General features: G+C 63.9%; 16 protein-coding genes and 1 pseudogene. 8 read left to right on the forward strand and 9 right to left on the reverse strand.

Translation table 11 applies throughout. The annotated features are described in order from the left end of the window. Positions 1 to 2: 2 nt before the first annotated feature. Together ACZI8R_RS04190 and ACZI8R_RS04195 are read right to left on the reverse strand one after the other, a co-directional pair. Positions 3 to 1187 carry an acyl-CoA dehydrogenase family protein gene (locus tag ACZI8R_RS04190; RefSeq protein WP_463378323.1) on the reverse strand — a complete coding sequence of 395 codons (1185 nt, stop codon included), beginning with the start codon at positions 1185 to 1187 and terminating at the stop codon, positions 3 to 5. Continuing rightward, positions 1184 to 2401: a CaiB/BaiF CoA transferase family protein gene (locus ACZI8R_RS04195; protein ID WP_463378324.1), complete on the reverse strand. Its 1218-nt coding sequence runs from the start codon at positions 2399 to 2401 to the stop codon at positions 1184 to 1186. Before ACZI8R_RS04195 ends, ACZI8R_RS04190 begins: the two co-directional genes overlap by 4 nt. A gap of 154 nt (positions 2402 to 2555) precedes the next feature. Here ACZI8R_RS04195 and ACZI8R_RS04200 point away from each other — a divergent pair, with 154 nt between their 5' ends. Further along, positions 2556 to 3440, forward strand: a complete 885-nt coding sequence (locus ACZI8R_RS04200) for a LysR family transcriptional regulator (protein WP_463378325.1) — start codon at positions 2556 to 2558, stop codon at positions 3438 to 3440. A 42-nt stretch (positions 3441 to 3482) separates the two neighbouring features. Here the strand turns inward: ACZI8R_RS04200 and ACZI8R_RS04205 are convergent, their stop codons facing one another. Next, positions 3483 to 5249 carry a cutinase family protein gene (locus tag ACZI8R_RS04205; RefSeq protein WP_463378326.1) on the reverse strand — a complete coding sequence of 589 codons (1767 nt, stop codon included), beginning with the start codon at positions 5247 to 5249 and terminating at the stop codon, positions 3483 to 3485. A 258-nt stretch (positions 5250 to 5507) separates the two neighbouring features. Here ACZI8R_RS04205 and ACZI8R_RS04210 point away from each other — a divergent pair. Then, positions 5508 to 5894 (forward strand): annotated as a pseudogene (locus tag ACZI8R_RS04210) (CGNR zinc finger domain-containing protein); the annotation flags it as partial. A 12-nt stretch (positions 5895 to 5906) separates the two neighbouring features. Here the strand turns inward: ACZI8R_RS04210 and ACZI8R_RS04215 are convergent. Genes ACZI8R_RS04215 through ACZI8R_RS04225 form a run of 3 tightly spaced genes read right to left on the reverse strand, consistent with a single transcriptional unit; the run spans position 5907 to position 7392 of the window. Further along, a complete protein-coding gene (locus ACZI8R_RS04215) occupies positions 5907 to 6479 on the reverse strand; it encodes a hemerythrin domain-containing protein (protein WP_463378327.1) in 573 nt (190 codons plus the stop codon). 47 nt (positions 6480 to 6526) lie between these two features. After that, complete coding sequence (locus ACZI8R_RS04220) at positions 6527 to 6721, reverse strand: hypothetical protein (RefSeq protein WP_463378328.1); 195 nt, start codon at positions 6719 to 6721, stop codon at positions 6527 to 6529. 29 nt (positions 6722 to 6750) lie between these two features. Continuing rightward, entirely contained in the window at positions 6751 to 7392 is a 642-nt protein-coding gene (locus tag ACZI8R_RS04225; RefSeq protein WP_463378329.1) for a TetR/AcrR family transcriptional regulator, read from the reverse strand. A gap of 133 nt (positions 7393 to 7525) precedes the next feature. Between ACZI8R_RS04225 and ACZI8R_RS04230 the strand changes: the two genes are divergently transcribed. The 4 genes from ACZI8R_RS04230 to ACZI8R_RS04245 all read left to right on the forward strand — a co-directional run bounded on the left by ACZI8R_RS04230 (position 7526) and on the right by ACZI8R_RS04245 (position 12375). Beyond that, entirely contained in the window at positions 7526 to 9271 is a 1746-nt protein-coding gene (locus ACZI8R_RS04230) for an acyl-CoA dehydrogenase family protein (protein WP_463378330.1), read from the forward strand. Next, positions 9264 to 10205: an oxygenase MpaB family protein gene (locus ACZI8R_RS04235; protein ID WP_463378331.1), complete on the forward strand. Its 942-nt coding sequence runs from the start codon at positions 9264 to 9266 to the stop codon at positions 10203 to 10205. The genes ACZI8R_RS04230 and ACZI8R_RS04235 overlap by 8 nt, the downstream gene beginning before the upstream one ends. A 138-nt stretch (positions 10206 to 10343) precedes the next feature. Further along, the gene (locus ACZI8R_RS04240) at positions 10344 to 10940 is read left to right on the forward strand and encodes a DedA family protein (RefSeq protein WP_463378332.1); all 597 of its coding nucleotides are present in this window, start codon (positions 10344 to 10346) and stop codon (positions 10938 to 10940) included. 76 nt (positions 10941 to 11016) lie between these two features. Further along, positions 11017 to 12375 (forward strand): MFS transporter, encoded by a 1359-nt coding sequence (locus ACZI8R_RS04245; RefSeq protein ID WP_463378333.1) that lies wholly within the window; start codon positions 11017 to 11019, stop codon positions 12373 to 12375. Here ACZI8R_RS04245 and ACZI8R_RS04250 read toward each other — a convergent pair. Further along, positions 12372 to 12779, reverse strand: coding sequence for a nuclear transport factor 2 family protein (locus tag ACZI8R_RS04250; protein ID WP_463378334.1), 408 nt, complete (start codon positions 12777 to 12779; stop codon positions 12372 to 12374). The genes ACZI8R_RS04245 and ACZI8R_RS04250 overlap by 4 nt on opposite strands. Before the next feature lie 91 nt (positions 12780 to 12870). Between ACZI8R_RS04250 and ACZI8R_RS04255 the strand changes: the two genes are divergently transcribed. Next, positions 12871 to 13290, forward strand: coding sequence for a hypothetical protein (locus ACZI8R_RS04255; RefSeq protein WP_463378335.1), 420 nt, complete (start codon positions 12871 to 12873; stop codon positions 13288 to 13290). Positions 13291 to 13297: 7 nt separating this feature from the next. On the opposite strand, the gene ACZI8R_RS04260 is transcribed toward ACZI8R_RS04255, so the two are convergent. Continuing rightward, positions 13298 to 14536: a fatty acid desaturase family protein gene (locus ACZI8R_RS04260; protein ID WP_463378336.1), complete on the reverse strand. Its 1239-nt coding sequence runs from the start codon at positions 14534 to 14536 to the stop codon at positions 13298 to 13300. Between the two features lie 8 nt (positions 14537 to 14544). Beyond that, positions 14545 to 15657 (reverse strand): ferredoxin reductase, encoded by a 1113-nt coding sequence (locus tag ACZI8R_RS04265; protein ID WP_463378337.1) that lies wholly within the window; start codon positions 15655 to 15657, stop codon positions 14545 to 14547. A gap of 147 nt (positions 15658 to 15804) precedes the next feature. Between ACZI8R_RS04265 and dapA the strand changes: the two genes are divergently transcribed. Next, complete coding sequence (gene dapA, locus ACZI8R_RS04270) at positions 15805 to 16695, forward strand: 4-hydroxy-tetrahydrodipicolinate synthase (RefSeq protein WP_463378338.1); 891 nt, start codon at positions 15805 to 15807, stop codon at positions 16693 to 16695. Positions 16696 to 16704 lie beyond the last annotated feature (9 nt).

Genomic DNA, 16704 nt, shown 5'->3' on the forward strand with positions numbered 1-16704 from the left:
CCTTACAGCCCGAGGATGGTCTTGGCGATCACGCCGCGCTGGATTTCGTTGGACCCGCCGAATACGGACAGCTTCCGAAGATTGAGGTATTGGGTAGCGGCGACGGCATCTGCCGCTGCGGTGTGCAATTCGGACGTCGGCCCGGATCCACTGTCTACGAGAACGGCGTCCGAACCCGCAACGGATACACGTAAGGCGGACAGTTCCTGAAGGAGCCGAGTGCCTTCGAGTTTCAACAGGGAGGACACGGGGCTGGCCTCGCCGTTCTCCGATGCCCCCGTCACTCGGAGCTGAGTCGCTTCGAGTGCGAGAAGTCGCAGCTTGATGGAATGCATGCGAGCGCGAAAGGCGGGATCGTCCGCAAGTGTGCCGTGCTCGAGGGTGCGACCGCGTGCCTGTTCGGCGATCTCGGCGAAGATCCGCTGACTCGTACCCACCTGGGCTATCGAGTTTCGCTCGTTGCCGAGGAGGAACTTTGCGTAGCTCCATCCGCGGTTCTCCTCACCGACAAGGTTTTCCACGGGAACCCGGACGTTGTCGAAGAAGAACTCGTTGACTTCCGAGCCTCCGTCGATCAGCTTGATCGGGCGACGTTCGATGCCGGGAGTATCGAGGTCGAGCAGGACGAACGAGATGCCGTGTTGCTTCTTCGGCGCTGCGGGATCGGTACGGGCCAGCAGGAACATCCAGTCTCCGTACTGGCCTAGCGTGGTCCACGTCTTCTGCCCGTTGATCACATACTCGTCGCCGTCGCGGACTGCGGTGGTCTTGAGCGCTGCGAGGTCCGAGCCCGCCTCGGGCTCCGAGAAGCCCTGCGACCACCAGATGTCCAGGTTGGCCGTTGCGGGAAGGAACTTCTGCTTCTGCTCTTCGCTACCGAACTCCGCGATGATCGGACCGACCATGCTCACGTTGAATGCCAACGGATTCGGCACCCCGGCGCGCTGCAGTTCGGACACGTAGATATGCGTCTGCGTCGGTGTCCAGTCCTTGCCGCCCCACGCAGTAGGCCAGTGCGGAACCGCGAGACCGTGCTTGTTCAGCACCTGCTGTGTTTCGACGATGTCGTCGCGGGTGGTGTGCCCCAAGGTGCTTCGGCGACGGATCTCCGGGGAGATGTCGTGGTACAGCACCTCCCGCAGGCCGTCACGGAATGCGATTTCTTCGTTGCCGAGTCCGAGATTCATGATGCCTTCTTCTCTTCGTTGGCGCGGCTCAGAGATTCGAGGACCTCGTCCGTGCTCTGTCCTGCACGTTCCGCGTGCCGGTGGATGTCTGCTGGAGTCCTGGAAAAGTTCACCGGATTGGCGGCGACGCGGATTCTGCCCTCGGTGGGGTGGTCGACCTCGCTGATCAGACCCAACTCCTTGACGTAGGGATCGTCGGCGAGGTCCGCGATGTCGAGTACGACCCCGTACGGCATGTCGTGCTCGGTGAGGAATTCTTCCCACTCCGCGGTCGTCCTCGTGGTCGAGTGGTCCAGCACGGCGCGGATACCGCCGTAGAACACGTCCCGATCCATCACCTTCTCGTCCCACACCGGATCCGCCGCGCGCTCGTGCTGGCCTGCGCCCTTCAGGAGCAGTCGTACCGCGTCGTACGTGTACGGCACGGCCGCGATCGCGCCGCCGTCCTTGGTACGCATGGCCGCGTGCGCATCCGTGAGGCTGAGCGGATTGCCGACGTCTCCTGCTGCCGGGACGAACACGTCTCCGGCCATGTGCTCGACTGCGTTCATCGCAATCATCGTGTCGGCCATCGCCAGGGAGACCTGCTGCGCTTCGCCGGTCCTCTCACGGTGAAAGAGGGCGCCGAGTACGCCGTTGACGAGGTAGAGAGCCGCGGTCTTGTCCGCGATGTAGGTGGGCACGAACTGCAGCGAACCGTTGGCTCGCTCCTGGAGATTCACCAGTCCGGTGACTGCTTGGATCACTTCGTCGTACGCCGGACGCGCGCTCTGCGACGAAGCCGCATTGAATCCTTGCGCGTGCGCGTAAATCAGGTGAGGCAGGCGCTCGTGCACCTGCTCGTAGCCCAGGCCGAGACGGTCGAGGGCGCCGAGACGCATGTTGGTGAGCAGGACGTCCGCGTTCTCGAGTAGTCGGAACAGCGACTGGAGGTCCTCGGGATTCTTGAGGTCGAGGGTCACGCTGCGCTTGTTGCGGTTGACCTGCATGTAGAGCGGCGCCATACCGGGGTTGCGGCCGGTGCCGGCGGGGGAGATGCGCGCGGTGTCGAACGGCGGTTCGATTCGAACGACGTCTGCGCCGAAATCACCGAGGATCTGCGACGCGAGCGGCCCCATGACGACGGTGGAGATGTCGACGACCGTCACACCCTTCAGCGGGCCGGTCGGGTCGTTTCCGATGTTGAGTGCTTCGGATGTCGTGGGAACCGTCATCGCGTGATGTCCTTTCGCGTTCGGTCGACCTGGTTCCGTCGGCCTGATAGTTACCCACGCTAATTATTCTCTGCGCTGGAGGGAATGACCGTCTTTCACACGACGGTATGACCACACCCGACATACCAAGATTGTGGCGGCTACACTCGGGCCGATGGAGATGCGGCACCTGCGGTACTTTCTCGCAGTCGCGCACGAGCTCAACTTCACGAAGGCCGCCGGTGTCCTCCAGATGTCGGTGCCGCCGCTGAGCCAGCGCATCAAAGCCCTCGAGAAGGAATTGGGCGAGCAACTCTTCGACCGTTCCACCCACCACACCAGGCTCACACCGGCCGGTGCAGCCCTGCTCCCCATCGCAACGAAGCTCGTAGACGACTTCGACGCGATACCGCACCTGATCCGCAGCGGCACCCGGCACGATCGCGTTCGCGTCGCGGTTCCCGATGTTCTGAACCCCCGTCACCGACGAAGCATCTCCGACAGAATTCGCGCCCTGAACGACACGTACTCGTTCACGATCCGACAGATCCCCTCGTTGGACATGGAATCCGAACTGTTGGCACACAACGTCGACATCGCCATCTCGCACGTAGCCACCAGCCATCCCGATCTGGTGGCCATCAGCCTTTACTCCGAGCCGCTCGGTGCTGTCGTGGACGCCGACCGATTTCCGGGTAAGACCTCATTGCGCGCCAGTGACCTGCGCGGGCTGAAGCACGTGAGTGGACCGACGCACTGGAACCTACGACGCGAAAACAAGCGCTGGCTGGAGTCGGCCGGCATCGAGTCGGATCCCGACGTGCAGTTCTCGGATGTGAGCGGGATGTTGATGATGCTCCGCAACGACCGGAGCTTCACCCTCGCGCCGATCGAATCAGAGGCGCTCACGGGTGTCGATCCGTCCGAATTCGTCGTCCTGCCGCTCGACGATATCGACCTGGCACTCACCACATGGCAGATCCGTCGTGCAGCCGATGCATGGCTCGCGCCCGTCACCTTCGGCCGTGAACCGGAAACGCCACTGCCACCGACCTCGTGAAGTCGGTGGCAGTGGCGTTCTCAGCTTTGTTTCAGCGGTACATCAGCCGACCGGAACGGGAGTCGTCGTGGTCGGCGCCACCGTCGTGGTGGTCACCTTCTCGGTGCTGGTCGAAGGACTGTCCGTCTTCGGAGCAGCTGCCTCCGACGTGGGCGGAGTTGCCACCTCGAGAGTCGACTCCGCCTTCGGCGTCTCGGCCGGAGCAGCCGGAGCAGCCGGAGAGGCAACCGCGGCCTCCGAAGTCGGAGCGGCCTGCTTGCCCTCTGTGGACGTACCCGCGTTGCCCGCTGCGGGCAGCTCGGTCGCCTTGGCCTCTGCTGCGACACCCTTGTCCGCAGCCTTGGTCTCGGCAGCCAGTTCGATCGCCTCGGTGACGTCCTCGGCTTTCGGCTTGGCCTTCGCGTCGACGGGAAGACCTGCCTGCGCCTGCTTGGAGAGGTGCGTCAGCCATGCAGCCGCGTACTGAGCGGACGTGAGCGGCTTGCCCGCACCGGCGTCGTCCCAGTAGTCGAAGTGGTGGCCGCTTGCGTTGGGTCCGAGGGTCAGGTTGTACGGATCGCTCTGAATCACCGGAATGGTGTTCTGGTTGGTCATGATCAGACCGACGATCTCGCGGAAGAACTTCTGCGGCAGGTACGCCAGCGGTGACAGCTTCTCGGTCTCGATCGTGTCCTTGGGGTCGTCCTCGGTCGCGGAAACTTCGGTTCCGACCTTGCCCCCGGTGGTGCTTTCGCCGCCCGTCGCGTCGTCGTCGCCGGTCGCGTCATCGTCACCGGTTTCCGGGGTCTTCAACTCGTAGCCCGGCGTCGAAACCTTCAACAGCACGTCGAGGAAGGTCTCATCGCTCTGCATCCAGTCCTTCTGCGACTGGATGTCGGCGAACGCAGCGAACGCGATCCGGCCGAACGCCATCGCAAGATCCTGCCCGGTGGCGGGGGTGAGACCCTCACGCTCGAGCGCATCGACGTTGATCTGACGGCCCACATTGACTGCCAGCTGCAACAGCGAGATGTTCTCGGGTGCAGCACAGGTGAGGTCGCCGTCGCTGCAGAAAGAAGCAACCTTGCCGTCCAGCGCGCCGAAGCTGCCGGCGATATCCGGGATCGCGCCCTTGCCACCGGCGGTGTTCTTACCTGTCTGGTACTGCTGATCGAAGCCGTCGGGCCGACCAAAGGGATCCTTGGCCCCGGGGAACGGGCCTTCTCCTACTTCACGTCCGGCATCCGCGAGGATGACGACACCGAGGACGCGTGCGGGGTCGATGATCCCGTATTTTCCGTCCGCGTCGGCTTCCTGATTACCGATGTTCATCGCGACACGGCGAGCGACGTCTGCGCCCTCGCTGTATCCCACGATCGAGAACTGGGTGTCGGGGCAGGCGACCTGAATCTCCTGCATGACGCGCTGCGAGTTCTCGACGCCCGCCGCGACCGCGTCCTCATAGGTGGCCATGTTGGCGGGGTAATCGATGTACATCGCGGCGTAGTCGCCGTTGGCGGCGCCCGGCGCGTTGATGATCGGGTCGAGCCAGTCGCTCTTGTAGTCGCCCGACATTGCTGCCGGAAGGCGGTTGCCGTTGGCGTCCTCGAGCATCGCGACGCCCTCGCCGGGAGTGTCGCCCCGACCGGCGATCGAAATGGTCACCATGTCGTGGCAGGTCGTGACGGAAGACGTCAGTTCCGTCTCCACCGACTCCGAGCCCGACGGAATTATGAAGGATGCGCCGACAATGGCCGCCACCCCCAATACTGCTGGCGCGGCGGCCGCCGAAGCGATTCGATGCCGCCGGAAAAATCCGCGAAGATCCATGTCCACGTTCCTCTGTCCCGAACTACCGGTTTGCGCGCGAACCGACCCCCACGCCGTGCGTCACGTCATGACAAACGTCGCATTGCGCAGGCATTCCGTTACAGAGGCGGACTACGCGGAACGATGACGGGTCCACAATTCGTCTTCTCGTTGGCGTAGCGGCGTCAGTCCGATGTGCCACGTTCCGCACGAACAACGGCGGTAGACGAGCAGTCCCTCGCTCGTTACGTGTCGCGACGCTTCCATCCAGTCGTGCTTGTGACCGACACCGATCTCCGCGAAGTGACGGCCGTCCTCGATCGCTGGACGCGGGTGGTGGACGCACACAGCGACACGGCTCGCGCGGAGCTCGTCAACGGAATGCTCGAATCAGCTTCGGCATACCCGCGGCTGACCGACCACGCAGGCGACGGTTGGCACCTGCACTATCGCGACGACCAGCACTCGCTCGCCGGCGTTCTCGCCGCACTCTTCGCTGTCGGCACCGCATTACACCTGGTGGGACGGGGAATGCACCGCTTGGGCCGCTGCGCCCTCACCGAATGCGACAACGTCTATGCCGACGTCTCCCGCAACGGAAGTCAGCGCTACTGCTCGCCGCGCTGCTCCAACCGCGATGCGGTCCGTAGGCACCGCGCTCGCTGATCGAGGACCGGTTCAGGGCTTCTTCAGACTGCCTATCCGGAGGGATCCTGTGGACGCCCCGTCGCCGGACAGCTCTTCTTCGACCTCCTCGACGTACACCTCGGGATCGATGTCCGAGGTGTCGACCTCCTCTGCCGTGTGTTCTGCCATGTAGTCGGCGAACCGCGTGCCCAACGCGTCCCGAAGTGCTGGGCGGGCGGTTCGCCGGAAGTCCGCGAGACCTTCGCGCTCTTCCTCTGCCATGTGCTCGTCGTTGGCCTCACGAGCGCGCCCGACCGCGTCCCACCATTGCGCATCGCCGACGGCGTGCTTCGCGGCGTCGTGAACGCCGTCGCGGATGTCGTTGTGATCGCCGATGGCGTCGAGGGTTTCCGGCCGTGGGTCATCCCCGACACGGAGAAGTTGCGGATAGAAGATCTCTTCTTCGGCGACCGCATGTACATCCAGACGCTGCGCCAACGGCTGCCAGGCCGCCTCCAAGGCCGCCGTGTCACGGGGCGAGCGTGCTCGCAGTTCGTCGAGTTCGACGAACTGCCGTCGGAACCACTGGTGATCCTCGAAGATCAATTCGATGATGTCGGCCATACCTCGACGATAACGACGCGGACACGAACCCGCCGTCGGTTGGGCAATCAATCCGGGCTTCGGTGGTCCGGCTCCACTGGTTCGACGGTCGATCGATCGGACGGAGTTCCGGCGGCCCCGCGATCCTCCGACTCCGAGGTGACCCGGTCTTCGAGCTCGTCCACGACCGCCTCGACGTCGCCGCTCTTCTCGGCTTCCTTCAGTCGGTCCTGTGCAGTGTCGTACCGGTCTTCGGCGGCCACTAGATCATCTCCTCTGTCGTAGAGCGATATCAATTGGAAGCGTTCATGATTCCCGCGATACCGGCCGCATACTCCGACAGGTGCTCGCGTGTGTACGTCTCGGGGGCGGTGACAGCCAATCTGCCGAGCATCTCGGCGAAAGACAACATGGTGTGTGCCAGGAGGGTGGGGTCGAGTTCGCGAAGCTTCGGTTCCAGTGCGATCCCGGCGCGTGCCAACTCCTCCGCGCGAGCCAGAACTGCGCTGCGGGAATTTCTGAGCAGATCGTGGTACTCACTGGGCGCATTTTCCGGCGTCGTGAGGATCAGCCGCCATCGAGTGGGGTTGTCGAGCACGTTCGAGACGAAGGCGGTCACCGTTCCGGCATAGGACGCGGTCGGACCCAACTCGGTGAGATCGGTCGGCATAGCCGCCAGAACCTGCTCGATCGCTCGCTCGTGTTCCCGTTCGAGAAGCGCGGCGACCAGCTCGGCGCGGGTACCGAAAACGGTGTACAGCACCGGTTTTCCGACACCGGCCTCCGCAGCTACGGCCTCCATACTGAGGTTGTGCAGTCCCAGTCGTCCGGTCACCTCGAACGCTGCGTCGAGCAGCTGCGCTCGACGCTCCACCGGTCCCAGCCGCGGGGCATACCTGCGGCGCGGTCCGGCTGCCGTCCGTGACGTCGTCATACTCTCACCTCCCTTGCCACCCTAGCTGCCACTGCAATCACTCTCGACGGTAAATGTTACGCCACCGTTGCATTGCGCTGCCACAATTGCTACGGTCGCGTTGTATTCAATTCTCGGAGCAAGGGACCAACCCATGACAGAGGTGTCGAACCGGCTGCTACTCCATCCGGTCGCCTATGACCCGACCCACTTCGACGGGGAGACTCGCCGTCTCCTGAGGGCGACGATCGACTGGTTCGAGGACCGTGGGAAGGCGAAACTTCTCGGCGACTTTCACGACAAGGTCTTCTATGCGGACTTCCTCGAGTTCGCGGCAAAGGAGAGCCTGTTCGCGACATTCCTGACCCCGGCCCGCGACAACGGCGGTGACCCGAACAAGCGTTGGGACACGGCGCGCATTGCCGCACTCTCGGAATTACTCGGCTTCTACGGACTCAACTACTGGTACCCGTGGCAGGTCACCGTGCTCGGACTCGGCCCTGTGTGGCAGAGCGAGAACTCCGAGGCGCGTGCGCAGGCAGCCGGTCGGCTTGCCGCGGGCGGAGTAGCCGCCTTCGGTTTGTCCGAGAAGGAACACGGCGCGGACGTGTACTCCACGGACATGGTGCTGACCCCGGACGGCAGTGGGGGTTACCGGGCGTCCGGCTCGAAGTACTACATCGGCAACGGCAACTGCGCCGACACCGTGTCGGTCTTCGGCCGAATCGATGGCGTGGAAGGCCCGGACCAATACGTCTTCTTCTGCGCCGACGCCACCCACCCGGCATTTCACGTGGTCAAGAACATCGTTCCCGCGCAGATGTATGTCGCCGAATTCGCGCTCGAGGAGTATCCCGTCACCAGCGAAGACATCCTGCACAGCGGTGAGGACGCATTCAGCGCCGCCCTGAACACCGTGAACATCGGCAAGTTCAACCTGTGCTTCGGCGGGATCGGAATGGCGACCCACGCGCTGTACGAAACCATCACGCACGCCCACAATCGTGTGCTGTTCGGAAACCCGGTAACGGATTTCCCCCACGTGCGTAGAGAACTCGTCGACGCCTACGTCCGTCTGATCGCCATGCGGTTGTTCTCCGACCGCGCTGTCGACTACTTCCGTTCAGCTTCTTCCGAAGACCGGAGATACCTGCTCTTCAACCCCATCACCAAGATGAAGGTGACCACGGAAGCCCAGCGAGTGATCGGTCTGCTCTCCGACATCGCGGCTGCCAAGGGTTTCGAGAAGGACAGCTACCTCACGGTTGCGAAAATGGATGTGGACGGGCTGCCGAAGCTCGAAGGCACAGTCGCCGTCAACCTCGCACTGATCGCGAAATTCATGCCGGCTCATCTCTTTCTCCCGGAGAAGTTCGAGGCCGTTCCGAGCCGCCAGGACGCCGCCGACGACGAGTTCCTCTTCCGTCAGGGCCCAGCCCGAGGGTTGTCGAAAGTGCGGTTCCACGACTGGCGCGAGAGCTATCGAAAAGCAGCGCACATCCCCAACGTCGCGCTGTTCACCGAGCAGGCCGAGGCGCTCGTCGCACTGCTCACAGATGCGCCACCGGACAGCGACCAGCAACGCGACCTCGATTTCGGGCTGGCGATCACCGAACTGTTCACGCTCGTCGTCTACGGCCAGCTGATTCTGGAACAGGCCGAGATCGTCGGTCTCGGCTCCGACCTGCTTGACCAGATCTTCGACGTGCTGGTTCGCGACTTCGGTGCCGCTGCGGTCGGTCTGCACAACAAGCCGAGCTCGTCGAAGGCTCAGCAGACGATCTCACTGTCGGCCGTCCGTAAACCGGTGGTCGACCCCGAGCGATACCTCCGAGTCTGGGATCAGGTCGTGAGCCTCTCGGACACCTACCAGATGAAGGGACACCAGGGAGATGCGTAATCAACCGAAAGATGCTGCAACCGAACCACGTTGTCGCGAGGACTACGGGTTCTTCGGTCCGGATTCCCCCACCTGGAAGGTATGGACTGCGCCGACCGCACTACTCGGATTCCAGCGCTCGGTGGTACTCGAGCACTTCGATCCCTTCCTGACTGCCGCAGTTGCCGACATGCAGGGGATCTATCAGGATCCGGGCGGCCGACTCGACCGGACGCTCGCGTACTTTCTCACCGTGGCCGTCGCGGACGGACGCACAGCCATGGAAGTGTCCGATCACTTGACGCGGGTCCACGCCGCAGCCACGGGCATCGAACCGATCACCGGCGCCCGCTACAGCGCCAACAATCCGGCCTCTCAACTGTGGATTCACGTCACGGGGTGGCATTCGGTCCTCAAGTGCTACGAGGAGTACGGCCCAGGCAAGCTGTCCGCAGAGGACGAAGCGCAGTACTGGCGGGAATGCGTGGTGGCCGCCGAGTTGCAGACATGCAAGCCGGCGGATGTCCCTGCGTCGCGGGCGGAGGTGCGCGAGTACTTCGAGCAGGTGCGACCCCGCCTGTGTTCCTCGGAACGGGCGCACCGCGCCATGCACTATCTGCTGCGCACGCCACCGACCAAAGGTAGGAGGCAGTTCGCACTGGCCAGCAGGGTGGTCGCCCCCGCGACCATTGCGACCCTGCCGAAGTGGATGCGGACAACCGGTGGCTTCGATCAGTCCGCAGCGGTCGACGTGGCAATACGACCGTTGGCACGTGCTGCGGTTCGTGGCGTCAGCTCTCCGGCCCCGATGTTGTCCGTGCTCGACGCACTCGCCCCGATGACCGGTCAGGTGATGCGACAACACCTTCGAGACGAGGAGCCGGTTCGCAGCGAGACCATCAGCCCGAGCCAGGCCCGTGAACGGTACGGCAGGACGACCGGGATGACTGCCTGAAACGAGATGCCGCCTGAAACGAGGCCCACCCCGAGCCGACCCTGACTCCTGTACGGCATCGAATTGGGGGAGTCACCCGATGGTGAACGCCCTCCGGAGCGCGCACCGTGAAGGAGTGAAGTCGGCAGGGGTGACGTCGTGAGTCTCGTGGACTACGTCGAGCAGTCGGATTCGCTTCTGCTGCTCTTGTTCTTGGCCGTGGCCGCCGACGGCATCTTCCCTCCGCTCCCGAGCGAGCTGTTGGTGCTGTCGGTCATCGCGATAGCGGCCACGACGGGAAACCCGCCGCTGTGGCACCTACTCCTCGCCATCGGCCTCGGTGCGCTGGTCGGCGACCAGTTGGCGTACGGCGCCGGAAATCGGCTGGCGGCTCGAACCAACGGCTCGGTCAGAAGCACTCTCGACAAAGCGTCCACTCCACTCGAACGACACGGCGCCACCGCTCTGTTCGCTGCCCGGTTCGTGCCGGTCGGCCGGGTGGCAGTCAACACTGCCGCTGGAGCCACCCGATTCCCGTACCGAACCTTCTTCGCCGCTACCGTCGCAGCGTCGACTGCGTGGGCCGGGTACTGCGGACTGATCGGAACACTCAGTGCGCACTGGTCGAACCGCAATCCGCTGGCAGCCGCCCTGTTCGCACTGGCCACGGCACTGATCATCGGGGCGGCCGTCGACTTCGTACGACGCAACAGGGCGGCGCGTCGGCCCGAGCTGTCGGACTTCGAATCACGCTGATCCAGACCGGTGCCGAGTACCGCGCTGCGCCCTTAGGCTCGCTCCGCCCACCAGAACGCCGGGACGGATGGAGTCCATGACCGCCACAGCAGTACGCCCTGATTTCGAGCAGCCCGAATCCGAGGACGAGAAGCGCAAACGCCTGCGCACGGTCGTCGCGGCCAGCCTGCTCGGAACGACCGTGGAGTGGTACGACTTCTTCCTCTACGCAACGGCCGCCGGGCTGGTGTTCAACGAGCTGTTCTTCCCCGACGAGAGTTCGTTCGTCGGCACCATGTTGGCGTTCGCCACGTTCGCGGTGGGATTCGTGATGCGGCCGATCGGAGGTCTCGTATTCGGCCACATCGGTGACCGCATCGGCCGGAAGAAGACTCTGGCGCTCACCATGTTCGTCATGGGTGCGGCCACCGCCCTCATGGGCGCGCTCCCCACCGCAGCCCAAGTAGGAGTGATCGCCCCGATCCTCCTGTTGCTGCTGCGCATGCTTCAGGGATTCGCACTCGGCGGTGAATGGGCCGGCGCCGTCCTGCTCTCCGTCGAGCACAGTCCGCCGAAGAAGCGTGGACTCTTCGGCTCGATTCCCCAGGTCGGTCTCGCACTCGGTCTCGCCCTCGGTACGGCCGTGTTCGCAACCCTGCAGACGGTCTTCGACGACGAACAGTTCCTCGCCTACGGATGGCGAATTGCGTTCGCGGTCAGCATCGTTCTGGTCGTTGTCGGAGCCGTCGTGCGGTTGAAGGTGGAGGAGACACCGGCGTTCGAGGAAGTGAGCCGACTGCGGGCGCGGTCGTCCGCCCCGATCAAGGAGGTCGTGCGAGGTTCCAACAGACGCAACACAGTTCTCGGACTGCTGTCCAGGTGGGGCGAGGGCGCTGCCTTCAATACGTGGGGCGTGTTCGCGATCACTTATGCGACAGGGACACTGGCGTTCGACAAGGTCCAGGTGCTACTTGTCGTGACGGTAGCGGCCCTCGTCATGGCCGTGTTGCTTCCGTTCTCCGGTATCGCAGCCGACCGATACGGCGCGCAACGCGTTTACACCCTGGGCATCGGCCTGTACGGCCTCGCAGTCTTCCCCGTGTTCGCACTGTTCGGCACCGAGAACCTCCTGTGGTTCGGCGTGGCGATGGTCCTTGTGTTCGGCGTCGTCCATGCGCTCTTCTACGGAGCCCAGGGCACGCTGTACGCGGGCCTGTACCCGACCGAGATCCGCTACACCGGCTTGTCCGTGGTCTACCAGTTCTCCGGCATCTACGCGTCGGGACTGACACCGATGATTCTGACCGCGCTGATCGCGGCAGGAGGCGGAACACCATGGCTGGCCTGCGGATACCTCGTCGCCACGTCGGCAATCAGCGTCGTGGCCACATCCCTGATTCGTCGACGGGACCTACACCTCGACGTCACCGGCCGCACATCGGGGCCGAGCAGCTAGCTTGTGCCGTTCAACTCCTCAGCGGCTTCTCGTTCGATCTGTGTGAACTGTGCACCCATGGCCTGAGCCAATGCGTTGGCGGCGGACAGCGGACGCACCATCACCTTCAAATCGTCGATCCTTCCGTCTGCGTCGACATGCAGGAAGTCGCAGCCGTTGAGCTTCTTGCCGTCCACGGTCGCCTCGAACTCGAGCGCGTGATCACGCCCGTCTTCGCTCGAGAATTCGCGTACGTAACGAACATCCTCGAACACGCGAACGACCGCTCGCAGTATTGCGGAGGTGATGGCCTTTCCTGGGTAGGGCTTGAACGCAACGGGGCTGGTGAAGACGACGTTCTCGGCCAACAAGTCGCTGATGCGCTCGTGGTCGCCGGACTCGACTGCCTGACGGAAGGGATGCATTCTCCCATCATGCACCGAAACAAACTGGGTAGTTCGAACGACATACAGACCGACCGAGAAGCACCCGACCGACCGTGAGGACACGAACTCCATGAAGCTCCGTACCGCCGCAGCCGGCCTCGCACTCGCTGCGACCGCCGCCCTGGCCGCCCCCGGACTCGCCTCCGCCGACGATCCGGAGTTCCCAAGGGTCGGCGTGATGTACCCCGGCGTCTACCACCTCACCCAGCATCCTTCGAACGTTCTGGGCACACCTCTCGCCGACTGCGACCTGCACGTGTTCGCGGACAGCGACGCCGTGCGCCTCGACTGCGCACAGTTCAGCCGAGGCGGCCACCAGAGCCCGGTCGCGGACGACAAGGCCTACGTGACGCTCGACGGCCTTCCGCTCGGCCTCGCGGTCCAAGACATCGATCCGCGGTTCGGTCACTGGATCGGAACCATCAACGTCGCGAAGACCCCGGTCGAGATTCCGTACCCGTTCGCCGGGGTGACCCTGCAGCGTCGCTGATATCGGGTCAGGCAGCTTGGACCGCGCCGTCTCGCAGTTCGGCGAGCGCGGTCCGGAGCCCCCGACGCTTGCCGGTCACCGGGTCGACACCGAAGGTGTTCTGCACACCAGAACGGACACCGAAGCGTAGTTCGGAGGCAGTTTCCGGCGCGTCGTCGGATGTCGAGACCAACATCGCGTTGGGCAGCGCCAATTTTGCGATGGTCCGGAACGTGAGCCAGTACTGGTGGCCGATCGACCCGGTCGTGTACGGCAGGTCGTACTTCTCGCACAGGGCCCGGACCCGGACTGCAATCTCCTCGTAGCGATTGCTCGGCAGGTCAGGGAACAGGTGATGCTCGATCTGGTGACTCAGGTTGCCACTCATGAATCGCATCACCGGGCCGGCGTTGAAGTTCGCCGAGCCGAGCATCTGCCGGAGGTACCAGCGCGCCTGATCCTCGTCTTCGTACTCGGCCACCGTGAATTTCTCTGCGCCGTCGGGGAAGTGGCCGCAGAAGATCACGCCGTACGTCCAGAAATTGCGCATGAAGTTCGCTGTCGCGTTGGCCGTGAGCGTGGTCTTCCAACGCTTGCCGGTGAGCGCCGGGAACACCACGTAGTCCTTGGCCGCCTGCTTGCCCACCTTGCGCCCGATGATCCGCAGGTCCTTCCACACCGAAGCCAAGGACTTCTCGCGCTTACGCACCTTCTCCACCTCGACGTGGTGCAACGCCACGCCCCATTCGAAGAAGGTGCCGAGCATGATGTTGTACAGCGGATTTCCGATGTTCCACCACTCCCAGGGCTGGTCGCGGGTGACGCGGAGAATGCCGTATCCGACATCGTCGTCCATGCCGACGACGTTGGTGTACTTGTGATGGATGTAGTTGTGGGAGTGCTTCCACTGCACGCTGGGGCAGGTGGTGTCCCATTCCCACGACGAGGAATGAATCTCGGGATCGTTCATCCAGTCCCACTGCCCGTGCATCACGTTGTGCCCGAGCTCCATGTTCTCGATGATCTTCGCCAGCCCCAGCATGGCGGCGCCGGCCACCCAGGCGGGCTTCTTGTCACTCGCGAACAAAACAGCTCGACCGCCGGCGGCCAATCCGCGCTGCAGTGCGATTGCGCGCCGAATGTATCGGTGGTCCTCTTCGCCACGGGACTCTTCGATGTCGCGCCGGATGGCATCCAGCTCGGCACCGAGCGCCTCGACGTCCGCTTCGGTGAGATGGGCGTATTCGTCGATATCGGTGATGGCCACTTTGCCTCCTACAGGTCGAGGGTGCACTCGCCGGACACGGTGCTGATACAGGTCTGAATTCGTTCGCCTTCTCGGTGCTCTTCACCCGATCTGAGGTCGCGCACATAACCTTCTGCCAACGGCACGACGCACGTCTGGCAAATCCCCATGCGGCAACCGAAGGGCATCATGATGCCGAGATTTTCACCCGCGTCCATCAAGGTTGTAGCTCCGTCGATTTCCGCGGTCTTGCCGCTCTTCGAGAAGGTGACCACACCGCCCTCCCCGCCCTTGTCGGTGCGGGCAATGGTGAACCGCTCGATGTGCAGCCGGTCGCGAGCATCCGCGCCCGTGAACACCCGCTCGACGTCGTCGAGAAGCTGCGGCGGGCCACACGCCCAGCACTGCCGCTCGTTCCAATCCGGGACTCGCTGGTGCAGTTCGTCGAGGTCGATCTTGCCCATCGACCTCGTGAGCTGAAGGTCGAGCTTGTAGTACTCCACCTCACGAGCGAACTGTTCCAGTTCTTCGAGAAAGATGACGCTGTCCCGATCGGGGGCGGAGTGCAGATGAACGATCTCCGGAGTGTGACCGCGGGCCTTCAGCGTTCGCAGCATCGCTATGACCGGCGTGATCCCGCTGCCCGCCGTCATGAAGAGAATCTTCTCGGGCGGCGGCTCCGGCAGCGCGAAGTCGCCCTTCGGGGCGGCCAGTCGGATGACCGTTCCTGGCTCGATACCGTCGACGAGGTGCGCGGAAAGAAAGCCGTCCGGGTTGGCCTTGACGGTGACAGAGATGAGGTCGTCCTCGGACTCGGCGACGGACGTCAGCGAATACGACCGCCAGTGCCACCGTCCGCCGACCTGCAGGCCGATCCCCACGTACTGGCCCGATATGTAGTTCCGCGGAAATCCCCAACCCGTCTCGATCACCACGGTGGCCGAGTCTTCGGTTTCCTTCTCGACCGACACCACGCGCCCACGCAGTTCGCGCGCCGACCACAGCGGATTGACGAGGTGCAGATAGTCGTCGGGCAGCAGCGGTGTCGTTGCGCGAGCAGCGAGCCCACGCAGGACGTTGACGGCCGGCGTACGAGCCTGGACTTCGCTTGCCGGCCGTTTGCTCCACTTCAGGAATGACATGCCGACCTCCGTCTCACGTTCGGTGCACAACCGTACTCCGAAACGATGGATGCTCGCAGCCTACGTGCCGCAACCTAGTGGTCACGATAGACCTCGCAGCAGTACCGAGCTGACGAAATCGACCGCTCCGCGTAGGCTCTGACAATCATGGAGAGCACCCCTTTCGGCCGCGTCATCACCGCGATGGTGACGCCGATGCATCACGACGGATCGGTCGACTACGACGGCCTGCAGAACCTGGCCGTCCATCTCGCCGACCACGGGCACGACGGCCTCTTGGTCAACGGCACCACGGGTGAATCTCCCACCACCACCGACGACGAGGACTACGCCTGCGTGCAGGCAGTCGTCGAAGCCGTGGGCGACCGCGTCTCGGTGATGGCGGGCTGCGGCACCAACGACACCGAGCATTCCGCGCGAGCTGCACGCGAGATGGTGGCTCGCGGAGCCGACTCTCTTCTCGTCGTCACCCCGTACTACAACAAGCCGCCGCAGGACTGCATCCTCGAACACTTCCGGCTCGTTGCGGAGGCCGGCGACGGCACCCCGGTGATGCTCTACGACATCCCGGGACGCACCGGAACCGCCCTCACGACCGACACGATTCGCCGCGCCGCGGAGTTCGAACACGTGAAGGCCGTCAAGGACGCCAAGGGTGACTTCTTCGAGGCGAGCCGTCTGATCGCCGAGACAGATCTCCTCTGGTACTCCGGTGACGACGTCGTCAATCTCGCCCACCTCGCGCAGGGCGCCACCGGCATCGTGTCCGTCGTCGGGCATGTGGCCGGTGACCTCTACGCGGAGATGATCGCGGCCGTCGACAGCGGCGATCTGGCCCGCGCCCGCGAGATCCACACCCGCCTCATTCCCGCCGTGGACGCGATCATGCATACCTCGCAGGGTGCGATTCAGGTGAAGGCCGCCCTGAAGATGCTGGGGATCATCGAGTCGGACCACCTTCGTATGCCCCTTCGTCAAGGTCCGGCGGAGCACGTCGAACGCCTGCGTACCGGTCTCGAAGCTTCCGGACTCCTCTGACCGACGACC

It is taken from the genome of Rhodococcus huquni (assembly GCF_055231055.1).